This is a genomic window from Variovorax sp. N23, from assembly GCF_025486315.1.
Taxonomy (GTDB): Bacteria; Pseudomonadota; Gammaproteobacteria; order Burkholderiales; family Burkholderiaceae_C; genus Variovorax.
The window spans coordinates 275,380-290,767 of record NZ_JAOOPY010000006.1 but is presented as its reverse complement, the minus strand read 5'-3'; the positions used below and the strand labels follow the sequence as shown (position 1 = coordinate 290,767).

The following is a 15,388-nucleotide window of genomic DNA, read 5'->3' as shown; positions in this document are numbered from 1 at the left end:
GACGTGCGTGATCAAAGTCGACGAGCGTCGGCTCGCCGTGAACGACTGCATGCATGGCAGCACTCCATCGATGCGAACGCCGGCTATGTCGGACGTCCGCTGACGCGCGAGGCTTGTGCCCGGCGGTGGATGGTTGCGCTGAAGGGAGAGAGAGCGACCGCCGGGCTTAGGAATGTGCGGGCGTCAGCTGACGACGCCGCATCTTTGCGACCGCGCGTGCGTAGGCCGCTGCAAGAAGCAGTGCGGCCAAGGCAGCGTGGTTGCAAACAACGAGGGTAGTCATGCAGAGAGTCTAGGCAACAGCGGGCCAACATGCCTTTTGCATGAGCAATGGCCTCATGCCTCTTGCCAGATTGGGCCGCACAGCGACGATCAACGAGGCGCGTCGCCCTTGCGGAACTCGGCCGTCAGCTCGTCGAGCCTCGCCTTCAGCGCCGGGTCGAGCTTGTACTCGGCCGCGGCCAGCGTGGCGTCGAGCTGGTCGGGCCGGCTGGCGCCCAGCAGCGGCGCAGCGATCAACGGGTTGGCCATCACCCACGCGACGGCCAGTGTCGCGAGCGGCACGCCGGCTTCTTCGGCCACGGCATGCAAACGCTGCACCGCATCGAAGCTGCGGTCGTTCCAGTAGCGGTCCTGGTACATCGCGCCGGCGGTGCCGAGCGTGAAGCGGGTGTTCTCCTCGGGCTTGGCACCCGGCTTGTACTTGCCAGTCAACAGGCCGCCGGCAAGCGGGTTGTACGGGATCACGCCCAGGCCCTCTTCACCGACCAACGGCAGCAGCTCGCGCTCGATCTCGCGGAACAGCAGGCTGTAGCGCGGCTGCACCGAGACGAAGCGCGTGAGCCGCAGGTAGTCCGCGCGGCCCAGCGCGCGCGCCAGGCGGTAGGCCAGGAAGTTCGACACGCCGATGTAGCGCGCGCGGCCCGACTTGACGATGGTGTCCATCGCCTCGACGGCTTCGTCCAGCGGCGTCTCGCGGTCGTCGCTGTGCAGCTGGTACAGGTCGACATGGTCGAGCTGCAGGCGCTTCAACGACGCGTCGATGGCGCTCAGCAGGTGCTTGCGCGACGCGCCCTGGTCCCAGGCGTTCGGACCCATCTTGCCGACGGCCTTGGTGGCGACGATGAAGTTCTCGCGGCGGCTCGCGCCCTGGTTCTTCAGCCAGCGGCCGACGATCTCTTCGGTGCGCCCGGCCGTGTCGAGCCCGCCACCCAGCGGGTACACGTCGGCGATGTCGAGGAAGTTGATGCCGCCGTCGGTGGCCTTGTCGAGGATGGCGTGCGAGACAGACTCTTCGGTCTGCAGGCCGAAGGTCATGGTGCCGAGCGCGAGGCGCGACACGGTCAGGCCGGTGCGGCCGAGGCGGGTGGTGGGGATGCTCATGCGAAGGCCCTTCGGGTGACGATGGTCGGCCAGTTTAGGCAATCCATCCCGCCCGTGCGCGCGCCCCGCGCAGCGCCCTCACTTCTTGGCGTCGGGGATGGCCTCGGCGGCCTTCTGGTTGGTGCTGGGCGGCGCCGTCGCCGTCGTGGCCGGGGAATGGGCGCCCGCGGCTTCGATCGGCTTCGGATCGACCGGCGGCACGTAGGCGAAGGGGCCCGGGTCTGCGCACGGCGGCGTGGCCACCGGCGTGGGCACCGGCTTGCCCGCCGCAGCCGCGCTGGTGCGGTACTTGGCGGCCACACGGTCCTGCGCCTGGCACAGCTTGAGGTTGTCCACCTTGGCGGCCCAGGCCGCCTTGGCAGCCGTTTCGGCGGCCTTGGCCTTGGCTTCGGGCGTCGGGTTGGGTGCGGGCAGTTTGGCGAAAGCGGATGGCGCAGCCAGCGCCAGGGCCAACAGCGCCGGAGCGAAGGTGTTCATCGTGAAAGTCATGAGGGGGTTCCTTCGGCCGGCACGCTGCGTGCCGGAGTCGAGCGAGCGTCGGTCGAGCGCTGCGCCGGGATCTTGCCGGCCACGATGTCGTCGTACCAGAGTTCGTGGTGCTCCTTGGCCCAGGTCTCGTCCACATAACCGGTGCGCATGGCCTTGTAGGCGCCCGACATGCCCAGCGTGCCGATGTAGATGTGGCCCATGATCATCGCCGTCATGCACAGCGTGGCCACGGCATGGACCATGTGCGCGATCTGCATCTCGCCGCGGGTGTAGACGAAGCCCGGCAGCAGCTTGTCGAGGAACAGGCCCGAGCCGATCACAAAGGTGCCGAGGAACAGCACACCGCCCCAGAACACGGCCTTCTCGCCGGCATTGAAGCGGTGGGACGGGACTTCCTTGCCGCCGAACAAACCGCCGGCATGGCGCAGCCATTTCAGGTCAGCCATGGTGGGCCAGTTGCTGCGGATGAAGGTGACGATCATGAAGATGGTCGTCACCACGAACAGCGGGCCAACGAAGTTGTGGATGGTCTTCAGCGCGTAGGTCAGGTAGCCGAAGATCGCGCCGCCGAGGATCGGCAGCAGGAAGAACTTGCCGAAGGCCATCACGATGCCGGAGATGGCCAGCGTGACGAAGGCGATGGCGTTCGACCAGTGCGTGGCGCGCTCGAAGGGCGTGAAGCGTTCGATCTTCCGGCCAGTCTCGGAGCCATGCAGCCCGATGGTGCCGCGCGTGAAATAGAAGATGGCCAGCGCCAGCAGCGTGACGAAGAGCAGCGCCGCGCCGTAGGGGATGATCCAGTCGTTGCGCACCTGCCGCCAGGCCTCACCCGCATTGGTGTAACGCGAGCCGGGGTACTGCACGAAGGGCTGGATCAGGTTGCCGGCCTCGGGGGCCTCGCTCTTGGGCAGGCTGCTGTAGCCGGTCGTGCCCTGCCCCACCTGGCGCCACATCGGCGCGTTGTTGCCCGGCTGCACCTTGGCGCGCTCGCCGTTGGTCTGGTTCAGGTAGTTGGGGTCGGCGCTGGCCTCTGGCTTGACGTCGAAGATGTTCTGGCTGCGGATGCCGCCGTTCACGGGCGCAGGCGTGGTGGCCGGCGCCTCGGTGACGGTGCCGCTCACGGAAGCACCGGGCGCTTGCGCCGCAGCCGTGCCGACGCCGAGCGCCATCGCCAGAACCAGGGAAGCTGTCGTCAGCACATGTCTCATGTGGCCTCGCTCAGTTCTCTTTGTTGTATTCGTTCTGGCCCAGCATGCGGGTCTTGATCTGCTGTTCCCAGGCGGTCTTGTCGCCGACCTTCCAGCCGGGGGCCGTGAAGACCGTGCCGGTGTTGGCCTGCTCGCCGGTGCCGCTCCAGGGCACGGCGTCGTACTTGACGCCCTGCGCGTTGGTCTGCGGCTTCTCGCCGCAGGCTGAGACCAGCGCGCAGCCGGTCAGCGCCATCGCAACGATGCCGGCGCGGCTCATTGCTTGACCCCGTTGGTCGGCGTGCCCGCCTGCTGCGAACCGTAGGCGGTGCCCCAGCCCCACACTTCGGCGCCCTTGCCGCGGTGCAGCACGCGGGTGCGGAAGATGTCGGCCACCACGTCGCCGTCGCCGGCCAGCAGGGCCTTGGTCGAGCACATCTCGGCGCAGGCCGGCAGCTTGCCTTCGGCCAGGCGGTTGCGGCCGTACTTCTCGAACTCGGCTTCGGAGCCGTTGGCCTCGGGGCCGCCGGCGCAGAAGGTGCACTTGTCCATCTTGCCGCGGGCGCCGAAGGTGCCCTGCGTCGGGAACTGCGGCGCGCCGAAGGGGCAGGCGTACGAGCAGTAGCCGCAGCCGATGCAGACATCCTTGTCGTGCAGCACCACGCCTTCTTCGGTGCGGTAGAAGCACTGCACCGGGCAGACCGCCATGCAGGGCGCGTCGGAGCAATGCATGCAGGCCACCGAGATCGACTTCTCGCCCGGCACCCCGTCGTTGAGCGTGACGACGCGGCGGCGGTTCACGCCCCACGGCACCTCGTTCTCGTTCTTGCAGGCCGTGACGCAGCCGTTGCACTCGATGCAACGCTCGGCATCGCAGACAAATTTCATTCGTGCCATGGCCAGTCCTTAGGCTTTCTCGACGTTGCAGATCGTCGTTTTCGTTTCTTGCATCATCGTCACGCTGTCGTAGCCGTACGTGGTGCCGGTGTTGATCGCCTCGCCGCGCACGATCGGGTGCGCGCCGGCGGGGTAGTAAGGCAGCATGTCTGCGCCCTGCCAGTGGCCGGAGAAGTGGAACGGCATGAAGACGGTGTCGGGCCCGACGCGCTCGGTCACCAGGGCCTGCACGTTGAGCTTAGCGCCCGTCGGCGTGTGGACCCAGGCACGGCCGCCGTTCTGGATGCCCTTCGAGGCCGCCACCTGCGGGTTGATCTCGATGAACATCTCCTGCTGCAGTTCGGCCAGCCAGGGGTTCGAGCGCGTCTCTTCGCCGCCGCCTTCGTACTCGACCAACCGGCCCGAGGTGAGCACCAGCGGGAACTTGTCGGCCACCTTGTCGGCGATGTTCTTCTGCTGGATGGTCTTGTACAGCGTGGGCAACCGCCAGAACGCCATCTTGTCGTCGTGCGTCGGGTACTTGACCATCAGGTCCGGCCGGTTGCCGTAGAGCGGCTCGCGGTGCTGCGGAATCGGGTCGGGGAAGTTCCAGACGACGGCACGTGCCTTGGCGTTGCCGAACGGGTGGCAGCCGTGGTTCTTCATGAACACGCGGATCATGCCGCCGGAGTTGTCGGTCTTCCAGTTCTTGCCGTCGGCTTCCTTCTTCTCGGTCTCGTTGAGTTCGTCCCACCAGCCGAGCTTCTTCAGCAGCAGGTGGTCGAGCTCGGGGTAGCCGGTCGTGATGTCGGCGCCCAACGAATAGGAGCCGTCTTCGGCCAGCAGGTTCTGCCCGTCGCGCTCCACACCGAAGTTCGCGCGGAAGTTGCCGCCGCCGTCCATCACGTGCTTGGACGTGTCGTACAGGTTGGGCGAACCCGGGTGCTTGAACTCGGGCGTGCCCCAGCAGGGCCACGGCAGGCCGAAGTAGTCGCCGGCGATGTCGTAGCCGTTGACCTTGTCTTTCACCGAACCCTTGGCCTTGAGCGTCTTCACGTCAAAGGCGCCCATGTTGCGCATGTGGGCCTGCAGGCGCTCGGGGCTCTGGCCGGTGTAGCCGATGGTCCACACCGAGCGGTTCATCTCGCGCAGGATGTCGTCGGGCACCGGCTCGTCCATGCCGTTGACCTTCTGCATCTTGTAGTTCTTGCTCAGTTCCTTGCCGAAGCCCAGGCGGTCGGCGAACTGCTGCATGATCATGTGGTCGCTGCGGCTTTCCCACAGCGGCTCGATCACCTTCTCGCGCCATTGCAGCGAGCGGTTCGACGCGGTGCACGAACCGCTGGTCTCAAACTGGGTGCAGGCCGGCAGCAGATAGACGGCGCGGTTCGGGTTCTGGTCTTCCGCGCGGCCGGGCATGGCGGCCATGGCCGCCGTCGCCGACGGGTACGGGTCGACCACGACCAGCAGGTCGAGCTTGTCCATCGCCCGCTTCATCTCCAGACCGCGGGTCTGCGAGTTGGGCGAATGGCCCCAGTAGAAGACGCCGCGCAGGTTCGAGTCCTGGTCGATCAGCTCGTTCTTCTCGAGCACGCCGTCGATCCAGCGCGACAGCGTGATGCCGGGCTTGCTCATCATCGCGGGCGACGCGAACTGCTTCTTGATCCACTCGAAGTCCACGCCCCACGCCTTGGCGAAGTGCTTCCAAGAGCCTTCGACCAGGCCGTAGTAGCCGGGCAGCGAATCGGGGTTGGGGCCGACGTCGGTCGCGCCCTGCACGTTGTCGTGGCCGCGGAAGATGTTGGTGCCGCCGCCGCTCTTGCCCACGTTGCCCAGGGCCAGCTGCAGGATGCAGGAGGCACGCACGATCGCGTTGCCGATGGTGTGCTGGGTCTGGCCCATGCACCAGACGATGGTGCCGGGGCGGTTCTCGTTGAGCCAGGTCGCGACCTTCAGCACCTGCGCTTCCTTCACGCCGCAGGCTTCTTCGACCTTGTCCGGTGTCCACTTGGCAAGCACTTCTTCGCGGACCTTGTCCATGCCGAAGACCCGGTCGTTGATGTACTTCTTGTCTTCCCAGCCGTTCTTGAAGATGTGGTGCAGCACGCCGAACAGGAAAGCGATGTCCGAGCCGGAGCGGATGCGCACGTACTCGTCGGACTTGGCCGCGGTGCGGGTGTAGCGCGGGTCGACCACGATCACCTTGCAGCCGTTTTCCTTGGCATGCAGCAGGTGCAGCATGCTCACCGGGTGCGCCTCGGCCGCGTTCGAGCCGATGTACAGCGCCACCTTGGCGTTGCGCATGTCGTTGTACGAATTGGTCATGGCACCGTAGCCCCATGTGTTCGCCACGCCCGCGACGGTGGTCGAGTGGCAGATGCGCGCCTGATGGTCGCAGTTGTTGCTGCCGAAGAAGCTGACGAACTTGCGCAGCAGGTAGGCCTGCTCGTTGCTGTGCTTGGACGAACCGATCCAGTAGACCGAATCGGGGCCGCTGGCCTGGCGCAGGTCCTTGATCTTGGCGGTGATCTCGTCGAGCGCGGTGTCCCAACTGATGCGTTCGTACTTGCCGTTGACCAGCTTCATCGGATAGCGCAGGCGGTATTCGCCATGGCCGTGCTCGCGCAATGCCGCGCCCTTGGCGCAATGCGCGCCGAGGTTGATGGGCGAATCGAACACCGCTTCCTGGCGCACCCAGACGCCGTTCTCGACGACGGCATCCGCCGCGCAGCCGACCGAACAGTGCGAGCAGACGGTGCGCTTGACTTCGATCTTGCCCTTGCCGACGGCCGTCGGGCGGCTCGCATCGGCGGCGTTCGCCTTGCGGATCAGCGTGAGCTGGGTGGCGGCGAGGCCGACACCGACACCCAGGCCCGAGCGGCGCAGGAAGGCGCGGCGGTCCATCGTCGGCAGGGCATTCGACAGCCCGCGGCGCAGGCTGTGGATGAACGGGGAGGCGCCGGCAGAGGCGGAAGGGGCGGTGGCCTGGCCGGCACGCACGGCACCGGGGGACTTCTTGGTCAACAGCATGGTGGTGCGTTCCTCAGGCCGCGGCGGTGCGGTAGTAGCGCTTGACGTGCTCGCTCAGCGAGTACCCGCCCCCGTTGTCCGGTGCGGGCGGCAGCGCCGGGGCGGCCTCGGCGGCGACCGGCGATTCGGTGACCTGCGGCAAGGCGGCCACCACGGCGGCGACCGCACCCACGGTTGCGGCACCCACGAAAAAGGTGCGGCGCGAGCCCGGCATGGGCTCCTTCGATTGGCTGTCCTGCATCAAAACTCCAGGAGTGGCTGGCGAAAACCAGATATGAACTCAATTACATACGTCTGGATACTAGTCGAGACCCTGAAGCCCCACCACACCAGTGCGCCATTCAGGCGTCGAGCATCTCGAAGCCCTGCGCCTCGACCTCGACGAAGGCCCGCGTGAAACCGGCCAGCGCTGCGTAAAGATGCGCCTTCGGGTGTTGTGCCACCGCGTCACACAGCGCCGGCAGCCAGGGCATCACGTGCGTGGCGAAGAAGGCGCGCTGCTGCGTCAGGTTGGCGACGGCCACGTCGTCGCCGGCGATCAGGTAGCGCATCACCTCGAACAGGAAGGCGACGTGGTCCTCGGTTTCGTAGATGCCCTCCTCCCGCGCCAGGCCCAGCGCGTCGAGGTCGTTGCGCAACTGCGCCACCGGCTTGTCGTTGAGGAAGCCGCTGAGGTAATGGGAGCCGAAGAGGTACACCTCGGGCTTGCCCATGCCGCCGAAGAGCACGTCGTACTCGGCGTGCGCCGCCGCGGCGTCCATGCCGCGCGCCACGCCGACCAGCGCGCGCCACGGCTCCTCGAGGAAGGCGCCGGACGCGGGCGCCTCGGTGACGGCGACCTGCAGCGCGTCGAGCAGACCAGCATCGGGCGCCGCATACCAGAGCCGCGCGAGCAGGCCGTAGAGCTCGGCACGGGCGATCTCCTCGTCGAGGGCGGAAGAAACGGGGGGCGTGACGTCGCTCATAGCGGGGTGATTTTCTGTTCGTTGGAGGCGCTGTAGAGGTCGATGACCCGGCAGTCGCTGCACATCTTCAGGCGCTCCAGCGCCTCGCCCTGGAACATCGCGTGGCCAGAGAGCTTGCCGAGCATCGCCTCGATGGCCTTCACGGTGCCGAAGGGCTTGCTGCAGCGGATGCAGGCCCAGGGCTGGGCCTCGTTCAACACCACGGGCTGGCGGCGCTCGGGGGCGGCCAGCAGGCGCGGCACGAGCTGGATGGCGTTCTCCGGGCAGGTGCTCTCGCAGAGGCCGCACTGCACGCAGTTCTTCTCGACGAAGCGCAGCTGCGGCGCGTTCTGGTTGTCCTGCAGGGCGCTGGCCGGGCAGGCGCTGACGCAGGCCAGGCACAGGGTGCAGGTGGCCTTGTCGACGGTGATCGCACCGAAGGGCGAGCCGGCCGGCAGCGGGATCGCGAGTGCGATCGGTGCATCACCGTCGCGCGCCTGCAGCGCCGGGGCGGTATCCATCAGATGGTCGAGCGTCATCTCCAGCGTGCTGCGCTTGTCGGCGCCCACGGCGAAGCGGGCCGCCTGCGCCGGCACCTGCTGCCGGGTCTGGCCGAGCGCTGCCAGCGCGGCATCGAGCGCGGCCGGCGTGCGCGCCTCGATCAGCTGGAAATGCGTGCCGGCGTAGCCCAACCCGCGCAGCAACGCTTCGGCGATGTCCATCTGCTGCTTCAGCGCCGCAAGGTAGTCCGGCGCTTCCTCGCCGGTCGACAGCACCGCGACCTGCGTGGCGCCGAAGGCGACCGCGCTCAGCCACAGGTCGATGCCGGTGCTGGCGGCATGCCACAGCGCGACCGGGATCACCCGGGCCGGCACGCCGTTCGCGCGGCCGAGTTGCGCCTGCCGGCCGAGTTGCTCGACCAGCGCCTGGCCGGCCTCCTGGCTGTGCAGCAGCAGTGCCGGCTCGCGCCCGCCGGCCTTGGCGTAGGTGGCGAGCAGGGTGCGCAGCTTGAGACCCTGGTCGGGCGCGCGCGGGTAGGTGTAGCCCAGCGCCCCGGTCGGGCAGACCGTGGTGCAGGCGCCGCAGCCCACGCACAGGTTGGGGTTGACGACGATGCGCTGGCGTTCCTTGTCGCTCGAGATGGCATGCGCCGAGCACACCTCGACGCAGGCGTTGCAGCCGATCTGCTCGTTGCGGCTGTGGGCGCAGAGCTTCTGCTTGTAGTCGAAGAACTTCGGCTTCTCGAACTCACCCACCATCTCGCGCAGGCGCAGCAGCGTCTGCAGCGCCTCGGCGGTGCCGAGCCCGCCCGGCAGGCGGAAGTAGCCTTGCGGCGGCGCGTGCCAGTCGACCAGCGGCGTGGCGCCGAGGTCGAGCACCAGGTCGAAGGCGGCGTCGAGCGTCTCCGGCGCGCGGCCGAAGCGGATCGCGCCGGCCACCGTGCAGGCGCGCTCGCAGTCGCGGTGCGACGTGCACCTGGCTTCGTCGATCTGGTAGTCGAGCCCGATGGCCTGTTCGGGACAGGCGGTGACGCAGGCGTTGCAGCGGGTGCACAGATCGAGGTCGATCGCGTTGCTGCGCGTCCACTGCAGCTTGAACGCGCCGAGCCAGCCCGAGAAGGCATCGACCCGCCCGGCGACCACTGGCCAGCGGCGCTCCTGCATGCCGCCGGCCACGCCGGGGCCCTGCGAGAGGATGGTGACGTCCAGCGTGTCGGCCACCAGCGCGGCGGCCTGCTCGGCCTGGTCGAGCGGGCCGACGATCAGCAGCCGGCCCTGGCTGGCGTAGCTCACGGTCGCGACCGGGTCGGGTTCGGGCAGCGCCGCGGCGGCAAGCAGCGCGGCGATCTTCGGCATCGCCTGCTTCGCGTCGCGGCTCCAGCCGCCAGTCTCGCGGATGTTGACGAAGTGGATGGGCGAGGTGGCGTCGGGCGTCTGCTCGGCCAGTTCGCCGAAGAGGCGGCGTTCCTGGGTGCAGGCGACGATCACGTCGTCGCCCGACTGGATCGCGCGCTGGAAGGCGCTCGCCTCGCGGCGGCACAGCGCGGAATGAAGGGGCAGCGTTTCAGCCAGTGCGGTGCCGAGCGTCTTCGGCGCGAGCGGCATCGTCTGGTTGCAATCGCAGATCAGCGTTTGGGTCATCGGTCGGTTGGCTGGCAGGTTGCGCATCGGCAACCAGCGGGCTGGGAAGGGCCGCGGAAGGCTCGGACTGTGCCACGGCGGGCTCGGCAGCGTCGTTCGGGGTTACTCCGGGCATTGGCGAGGCCGCCTCGTCCTGTGCTTGCGGGGCGTCGGGGGCGTCGGGCTCCTCGTCGAACAGCTTCAAAAACTTCGCGCTCGCCATCTGGCGCAGCACGCTCTCGGGCAGCGGCGACGGGATGGAATAGTCGTCGATGTAGATGTCCATCCGGTCCATCACGTTGAAGTGCGGGTCGGCGAAGAGCTTCTTGAAGGCGGCGTTCTTGACTTCGGGCGCCACGCCCTTCGCGAGGAAGGGCTTGAAGTCGGAGTCGATGGTGAGTGACGTGGTGTCGGCCAGCGTGGGCGGCGGCGGCGCGTCCGGGTCACCGGGTTGAGCGGGCGGTGCGACGACCAGTGGTGCGTCTGTCGACACGGCCTGCGCGGGTGGTACAGCATCGGGCGGCCCCTCGGCCGGGACGACCGCCGGCGCATCCTCCGCGCGCGCCTGCTGCTTGCGCCGCGACCAGCGGTCGAAGAAGCCTTCAGACATCGCCCGCCCCGCGCCCGCGCTTCTTCTCGGTGGACACGCTCGCCACGTTGCCGAAGCGGTCGGTCAGCGGGCGGAAGCTCTCGGGCCGCTTGCGGCGCTTGGGCTCGATCACGTAGTGCTCGGCCGCGAAGGCGCGCACCCACTCGACGACTTCGGGCGGCGCCGGCACCTGCTCGACCGTCTCCTGCGCATCGAGCCAGCGGCCGGCTTCGTTGTAGCTCAGGCTCACGACCACGGGCACGGGGATCGGCTCCTCGGCCAGCTGCGGCTCCTCCTCCATGCGCCACAGCACGAACCAGCACGGGGCCGGCGTGGTCACGTTGAGGTGGTAACCCTCGGCATCGTCGCGGAAGAGCTCGGCCTTGAAGCCGGGATGCAGCCAGCGCTGTGCGCCGTCGTGTTCGTGCAGCAGCCGCGGCACGGTGCCGAAGGCGGGTTCGTCGGGCACCACGCTGTCGAGGATCCAGCGCCACGGCTGCCAGTGGGCGGACGGCCCGTGGACGCGCTCGCGCCGCATGATGACGGCCACGTCCAGCGCGGGGCGCGGGGCGGGCGAAAGAGATGCATCGGTCGACATGAACGGGACGATAGCCGATGTGTGACGGACTGCTCAAAGCCTGCGCGCCATAGGGCCAAAGCGGCGAGATGCGCGGCTTCCGCCGCTCTGTTCGTACTTTGGTTCTCCATGGCCCGCGCCTACATTGGTTCGACGGCGCCAAAGGCGACCGGGCGGCGTCGCCGCCCCGTCGGGCGATCCGTGAACGAAGATTCGAGGACACCGACATGCCAAAACTGATCGTCATCAACCAGCGAGGGCTGACCAAGCTGATCCCCCTGCACACCGGCCAGACCACCGTCGGACGCGGCTCGCTCAACAGCATCGTGATCGACGCGGAGAGCGTCAGCCGCAACCATGCGGTGCTCTCGCGCGACGGCAGCACGGTGAAGCTGCACGACCTCGGCAGCCGCAATGGCACCTACGTGAACGACGTGCGGGTGCGGGTGCGGCGCCTGCGCCACGGCGACACCATCACGATGGGCGACTGCGTGCTGCGCTTCCTGAACGACAAGCCGATGCACACGATGAGCGCCCCGCTCGACCTGAACTCGCTGACCGCGGAATTCCACAGCGCCTACAGTGCGCCCCAGGCCGCACCGCCGGGCTGGGACGCCCACCCCTGAGCGTCAGGCCGACGCGGAGCCTGCCACATACAGCACCGCCCGCGGCGCCCGGCACAGCCCCCACAGACGCAGCCCGGCCAGCTCGGCCACGTGCACGCCCATCGCGGTCGGCGCGGAGATCGTGGCCAGCGCGGCGATGCCCACGCGCGTGCACTTGCGCACCAGCTCGTGGCTGCCCCGGCTGGACAGCACGACGAAGCCCGGCTCGCCCAGCCGCTCCATGCGGGCCAGCGTGCCGATCAGCTTGTCGAGCGCGTTGTGACGGCCGACGTCTTCCAGCACCGCGACCAGTTCGCCGTCCAGCGTGGACCAGCCGGCGGCATGGATGGCGCCCGCCTCGGCGTTGAGGCGCTGCCAGGCCGGCAGCGCGTCGATGGCGCGCAGCACGGTCGGCAGGTCGACGCGTGCAGCCCAGTCGTTCGCCGGCAGCGGGTCCGATTGCAGTTCCAGCCCGGCGAAGCTCTCGACACCGCAGACCCCGCAGCCGGTGCGGCCCGCCAGGCTGCGGCGCCGGCCCTTGAGCCGCTCGAAGCTGCGCGTGGAGATCTCGAGCTGCACCTCGATCGCGTCGACGCCCGGCGGCAGGCCGGCTTCGGCGGCAGCGACCGTATTCACCTCGATGCCACGACAGTCGGCTGCGGCATCGAGGATGCCTTCGCTCAACGCGAAGCCGAGCGCGAAGGCCTCGATGTCCTGCGGCGTGGCCATCATCACCGCGTGCGAAATGCCGTTGAAGACCAGCGCCACCGGCACCTCGGCCGCCAGCACGTCGTGCCTGGCCGTGCCTTGCGCATCGGCCGTGCCGCCGAAGACCTGCACCGTGCGGTGCGACAGCGGCGGCAGCACGGGGCTCGTCTCGGCGTTCACGACGCCGCCTCTTGAGGCGGCAGCGCGGCCACCAAAGCCCGGCCCGGTGCCTCGAGGTGCACCACCCAGCGGTCGTCCATCTGCACCACGCGCACCCAGCCCGGCCCCCGCACGCCCCCGAGCGTGGCGTCGCCCATCAAGGTGAGCTGGCGCATCAGCACGCTCGCGCCCTGGCCCAGCTGCTTGCCCAGCCGCGGCAGCGACACGCCGCCGTCGCGCGGTGCGTCGGCCAGGGCGTGCAGGATCGCGTGCGAAAGCGGATCGAGGTCGGTGCCGATGGTCATGCCCACACCTTAGCCGATGGCGTAGGCGCTGGTGTCGTGGTCGGCCTGGGCCATGACCGGCGCGGTGTGCGGCGTGAGGATCACGGGAATCGACTTCGAGGCCGGCGTGCCGGCGTTGAGCGCGACCGAATCCAGCGGCACCAGGGGATTCGTCTCGGGGTAATAGGCGGCGAGGTTGCCGCGCGGGATGTCGTAGGCCACCAGCTTGAAGCGGTCGGCCCTGCGGACCTGGGCACCATCGCCCGCGTCTTCCCACACGGTCTGGATGTCGACCCAGTCGCCGTCCTTCATGCCCAGCGCGCGGATGTCGGCTTCGTGGATGAAGACCACCCGCCGCTGGCCGAACACGCCGCGGTAGCGGTCGTCGTGGCCGTAGATGGTGGTGTTGTACTGGTCGTGCGAGCGCGTGGTGAGCAGCGTGAAGACGACCGTGTCGCCCTTGCCCGCGAAGCGCGCGCGGGCGCGGTGCGACGGCGTGTCGCGCGGCACCGCGTGCGCCACGAAGTTCGCCTTCTGCGTCGGGGTGGCCCACACCCGCTCGCTCGCGGTGTTGCGCAGGCGGAAGCCGCCGGGCACGGCCACGCGCAGGTTGAAGTCCTTGAAGTCGGCGAACACCGCTTCGATCTTGTCGCGGATGCGGGCGTAGTCCTCGATCAGCCAGAGCCACGGGGTGCTGCTGCTGTGGCCGATGGTGGCCGCCGCCAGCCGCGCGACGATGGCGGGCTCCGACAGGAGATGCTCCGACGCCGGCGGGTTGATGCCGGTGGAGATGTGCACCATGCTCATCGAGTCTTCCACCGTCACGCCCTGCGCGCCGCCGGCCTGGATGTCGATCTCGGTGCGGCCGAGGCACGGCAGGATCAGCGCCTCGCGCCCGTGCACCACGTGGCTGCGGTTGAGCTTGGTGGTGACATGCACCGTCAGGTCGCAGCGGCGCAGCGCCTTCCAGGTCTCGTAGGTGTCGGGCGTGGCCGCCGCGAAGTTGCCGCCCAGCGCGAAGAAGACGCGGGCCTTCCCGTCGCGCATGGCGGCGATCGACTCGACCGTGTCCCAGCCGTGCGCGCGCGGCGGCTCGAAGCCGAAGACCTCGCCCAGCCTATCGAGCAGCGCGGCCGGCGGCTTCTCCCAGATGCCCATCGTGCGGTCGCCCTGCACGTTGCTGTGGCCGCGCACCGGGCACGGGCCGGCACCGGGCCGGCCGATGTTGCCGCGCATCATCAGCAGGTTGACCAGCATCTGGATCGTGCCCACCGAGTTCTGGTGCTGCGTGATGCCCATGCCCCAGCAGAAGATCGCGCTCTTGGCGGCGCCGTAGATGTCGGCCGCCGCGCGGATCTGCGCTTCGGACAGGCCCGACTCTTCTTCGAGGATGGCCCAGGTCTCGCCGCGCAGGCGCTCGGCGACGTCGCTGAAGCCGGTGGTGTGCTCGCTGATGAAGTCGAGGTCGAGCAGCGACTCGCCCGCGTCCTGGCGATCGATCAGGTGCTTCATCATCCCTGCGACGACCGCCATGTCGCCGCCCACGCGCAGCTGGAAATAGTGCGTGCTGATGGCGGTCGACGTCAGCGTCGCCATCTCGAACTTGTCCTGCGGATCGGCGAAGCGCTCCAGGCCGCGCTCGCGCAACGGGTTGAAGCTGACGATCTTGGCACCGCGCTTGTGGGCGGCGCGCAGCTCGCCCAGCATGCGCGGATGGTTGGTGCCGGGGTTCTGACCGAAGATGAAGATGGCGTCGGTCTTCTCGAAGTCCTCGAGCGTCACCGTGCCCTTGCCCACGCCGATCTGCGGGCGCATCCCGCTGCCGCTCGGCTCGTGACACATGTTCGAGCAGTCGGGGAAGTTGTTGGTGCCGTACTCGCGCACGAACAGCTGGTACAGGAAGGCCGCCTCGTTGCTGGCGCGGCCCGAGGTGTAGAAGATCGCCTGGTTCGGGTCGGGCAGCGCGTTGAGGTGCCTGGCGACCAGCGCGAAGGCGTCGTCCCATGCGATCGGCACGTACTTGTCGCTGGCAGCGTCGTAGACCATCGGGTGCGTCAGGCGCCCCTGGTCCTCGAGCCAGAAGTCGCTCTGCTTGGCGAGTTCGGCCACGGTGTGGGTCGCGAACAGCTCGGGACCCGCGCGGCGCGCCGTCGCTTCGGCCGCGACGGCCTTCACGCCGTTTTCGCAGAACTCGAAGGTCGACGCATGGTTGCGGTCGGGCCAGGCGCAGCCGGGGCAGTCGAAGCCGTCGGGCTGGTTGGCCGAGAGCAGCGTCTTGGCGCCCTTCACCGGGATGTCCTGCTTGAGCAGCGTGGCCGTCACGCTGCGCAGCGCGCCCCAGCCGCCGGCGGGGCCCTTGTAGAACTCGATCTTCTGTTCACTCATCGCGGTCTCCTGACGACTTCGGGCCGGCGCCCTTGGGACGCCGGCCCTGAAG

15 protein-coding genes are annotated in these 15,388 nt (G+C 68.6%); 1 reads left to right on the top strand and 14 read right to left on the bottom strand.

What is annotated here, in order from left to right:
- Window positions 1-372: 372 nt before the first annotated feature.
- The 11 genes from N8A90_RS12120 to N8A90_RS12070 form a co-directional block, all read right to left on the bottom strand.
- Entirely contained in the window at window positions 373-1,383 is a 1,011-nt protein-coding gene (locus tag N8A90_RS12120; protein ID WP_262075128.1) for an aldo/keto reductase, read from the bottom strand.
- Between the two features lie 78 nt (window positions 1,384-1,461).
- Window positions 1,462-1,872: a hypothetical protein gene (locus N8A90_RS12115; RefSeq protein ID WP_262075127.1), complete on the bottom strand. Its 411-nt coding sequence runs from the start codon at window positions 1,870-1,872 to the stop codon at window positions 1,462-1,464.
- Window positions 1,869-3,080, bottom strand: coding sequence for a formate dehydrogenase subunit gamma (locus N8A90_RS12110; protein ID WP_262075126.1), 1,212 nt, complete (start codon window positions 3,078-3,080; stop codon window positions 1,869-1,871). Before N8A90_RS12110 ends, N8A90_RS12115 begins: the two co-directional genes overlap by 4 nt.
- A 10-nt stretch (window positions 3,081-3,090) precedes the next feature.
- On the bottom strand, window positions 3,091-3,339 hold the full coding sequence (locus N8A90_RS12105) for a hypothetical protein (RefSeq protein ID WP_262075125.1): 249 nt from the start codon (window positions 3,337-3,339) through the stop codon (window positions 3,091-3,093).
- Window positions 3,336-3,956: a formate dehydrogenase FDH3 subunit beta gene (gene fdh3B, locus N8A90_RS12100; protein ID WP_262075124.1), complete on the bottom strand. Its 621-nt coding sequence runs from the start codon at window positions 3,954-3,956 to the stop codon at window positions 3,336-3,338. Before fdh3B ends, N8A90_RS12105 begins: the two co-directional genes overlap by 4 nt.
- A 9-nt stretch (window positions 3,957-3,965) precedes the next feature.
- Entirely contained in the window at window positions 3,966-6,965 is a 3,000-nt protein-coding gene (locus N8A90_RS12095; RefSeq protein WP_262075123.1) for a formate dehydrogenase subunit alpha, read from the bottom strand.
- 13 nt (window positions 6,966-6,978) lie between these two features.
- Window positions 6,979-7,206, bottom strand: coding sequence for a formate dehydrogenase (locus N8A90_RS12090; RefSeq protein ID WP_262075122.1), 228 nt, complete (start codon window positions 7,204-7,206; stop codon window positions 6,979-6,981).
- A 100-nt stretch (window positions 7,207-7,306) separates the two neighbouring features.
- Window positions 7,307-7,930: a molecular chaperone gene (locus N8A90_RS12085; RefSeq protein WP_262075121.1), complete on the bottom strand. Its 624-nt coding sequence runs from the start codon at window positions 7,928-7,930 to the stop codon at window positions 7,307-7,309.
- A complete protein-coding gene (locus N8A90_RS12080) occupies window positions 7,927-10,050 on the bottom strand; it encodes a 4Fe-4S dicluster domain-containing protein (RefSeq protein WP_262075120.1) in 2,124 nt (707 codons plus the stop codon). Before N8A90_RS12080 ends, N8A90_RS12085 begins: the two co-directional genes overlap by 4 nt.
- The gene (locus N8A90_RS12075) at window positions 9,974-10,639 is read right to left on the bottom strand and encodes a DUF3306 domain-containing protein (protein ID WP_262075119.1); all 666 of its coding nucleotides are present in this window, start codon (window positions 10,637-10,639) and stop codon (window positions 9,974-9,976) included. Before N8A90_RS12075 ends, N8A90_RS12080 begins: the two co-directional genes overlap by 77 nt.
- Window positions 10,632-11,216, bottom strand: coding sequence for a DUF3305 domain-containing protein (locus N8A90_RS12070; RefSeq protein WP_262075118.1), 585 nt, complete (start codon window positions 11,214-11,216; stop codon window positions 10,632-10,634). The genes N8A90_RS12075 and N8A90_RS12070 overlap by 8 nt, the downstream gene beginning before the upstream one ends.
- Window positions 11,217-11,422: 206 nt before the next feature.
- On the opposite strand from N8A90_RS12070, the gene N8A90_RS12065 reads away from it, so the two are divergent.
- Window positions 11,423-11,821 carry an FHA domain-containing protein gene (locus N8A90_RS12065; protein WP_262075117.1) on the top strand — a complete coding sequence of 133 codons (399 nt, stop codon included), beginning with the start codon at window positions 11,423-11,425 and terminating at the stop codon, window positions 11,819-11,821.
- Window positions 11,822-11,824: 3 nt separating this feature from the next.
- On the opposite strand, the gene fdhD is transcribed toward N8A90_RS12065, so the two are convergent.
- From fdhD to N8A90_RS12050, 3 genes are read right to left on the bottom strand one after another with little or no spacing between them, the layout of a single operon-like run.
- Entirely contained in the window at window positions 11,825-12,688 is an 864-nt protein-coding gene (gene fdhD, locus N8A90_RS12060; RefSeq protein ID WP_410087667.1) for a formate dehydrogenase accessory sulfurtransferase FdhD, read from the bottom strand.
- Window positions 12,685-12,972 carry a hypothetical protein gene (locus tag N8A90_RS12055; RefSeq protein ID WP_262075116.1) on the bottom strand — a complete coding sequence of 96 codons (288 nt, stop codon included), beginning with the start codon at window positions 12,970-12,972 and terminating at the stop codon, window positions 12,685-12,687. Before N8A90_RS12055 ends, fdhD begins: the two co-directional genes overlap by 4 nt.
- A 9-nt stretch (window positions 12,973-12,981) precedes the next feature.
- Entirely contained in the window at window positions 12,982-15,336 is a 2,355-nt protein-coding gene (locus N8A90_RS12050; RefSeq protein ID WP_262075115.1) for an FdhF/YdeP family oxidoreductase, read from the bottom strand.
- Window positions 15,337-15,388 lie beyond the last annotated feature (52 nt).

What these genes read in the sequence shown, in the direction of transcription:
- fdh3B (WP_262075124.1), bottom strand. Translation starts at nt 3,956, where the DNA reads ATGGCACGAATGAAATTTGTCTGCGATGCCGAGCGTTGCATCGAGTGC.
- N8A90_RS12080 (WP_262075120.1), bottom strand. Translation starts at nt 10,050, where the DNA reads ATGACCCAAACGCTGATCTGCGATTGCAACCAGACGATGCCGCTCGCG.
- N8A90_RS12110 (WP_262075126.1), bottom strand. Translation starts at nt 3,080, where the DNA reads ATGAGACATGTGCTGACGACAGCTTCCCTGGTTCTGGCGATGGCGCTC.
- N8A90_RS12120 (WP_262075128.1), bottom strand. Translation starts at nt 1,383, where the DNA reads ATGAGCATCCCCACCACCCGCCTCGGCCGCACCGGCCTGACCGTGTCG.
- N8A90_RS12115 (WP_262075127.1), bottom strand. Translation starts at nt 1,872, where the DNA reads ATGACTTTCACGATGAACACCTTCGCTCCGGCGCTGTTGGCCCTGGCG.
- N8A90_RS12065 (WP_262075117.1), top strand. Translation starts at nt 11,423, where the DNA reads ATGCCAAAACTGATCGTCATCAACCAGCGAGGGCTGACCAAGCTGATC.
- N8A90_RS12050 (WP_262075115.1), bottom strand. Translation starts at nt 15,336, where the DNA reads ATGAGTGAACAGAAGATCGAGTTCTACAAGGGCCCCGCCGGCGGCTGG.
- N8A90_RS12070 (WP_262075118.1), bottom strand. Translation starts at nt 11,216, where the DNA reads ATGTCGACCGATGCATCTCTTTCGCCCGCCCCGCGCCCCGCGCTGGAC.
- N8A90_RS12075 (WP_262075119.1), bottom strand. Translation starts at nt 10,639, where the DNA reads ATGTCTGAAGGCTTCTTCGACCGCTGGTCGCGGCGCAAGCAGCAGGCG.
- N8A90_RS12095 (WP_262075123.1), bottom strand. Translation starts at nt 6,965, where the DNA reads ATGCTGTTGACCAAGAAGTCCCCCGGTGCCGTGCGTGCCGGCCAGGCC.
- N8A90_RS12090 (WP_262075122.1), bottom strand. Translation starts at nt 7,206, where the DNA reads ATGCAGGACAGCCAATCGAAGGAGCCCATGCCGGGCTCGCGCCGCACC.
- N8A90_RS12055 (WP_262075116.1), bottom strand. Translation starts at nt 12,972, where the DNA reads ATGACCATCGGCACCGACCTCGATCCGCTTTCGCACGCGATCCTGCAC.
- N8A90_RS12105 (WP_262075125.1), bottom strand. Translation starts at nt 3,339, where the DNA reads ATGAGCCGCGCCGGCATCGTTGCGATGGCGCTGACCGGCTGCGCGCTG.
- N8A90_RS12085 (WP_262075121.1), bottom strand. Translation starts at nt 7,930, where the DNA reads ATGAGCGACGTCACGCCCCCCGTTTCTTCCGCCCTCGACGAGGAGATC.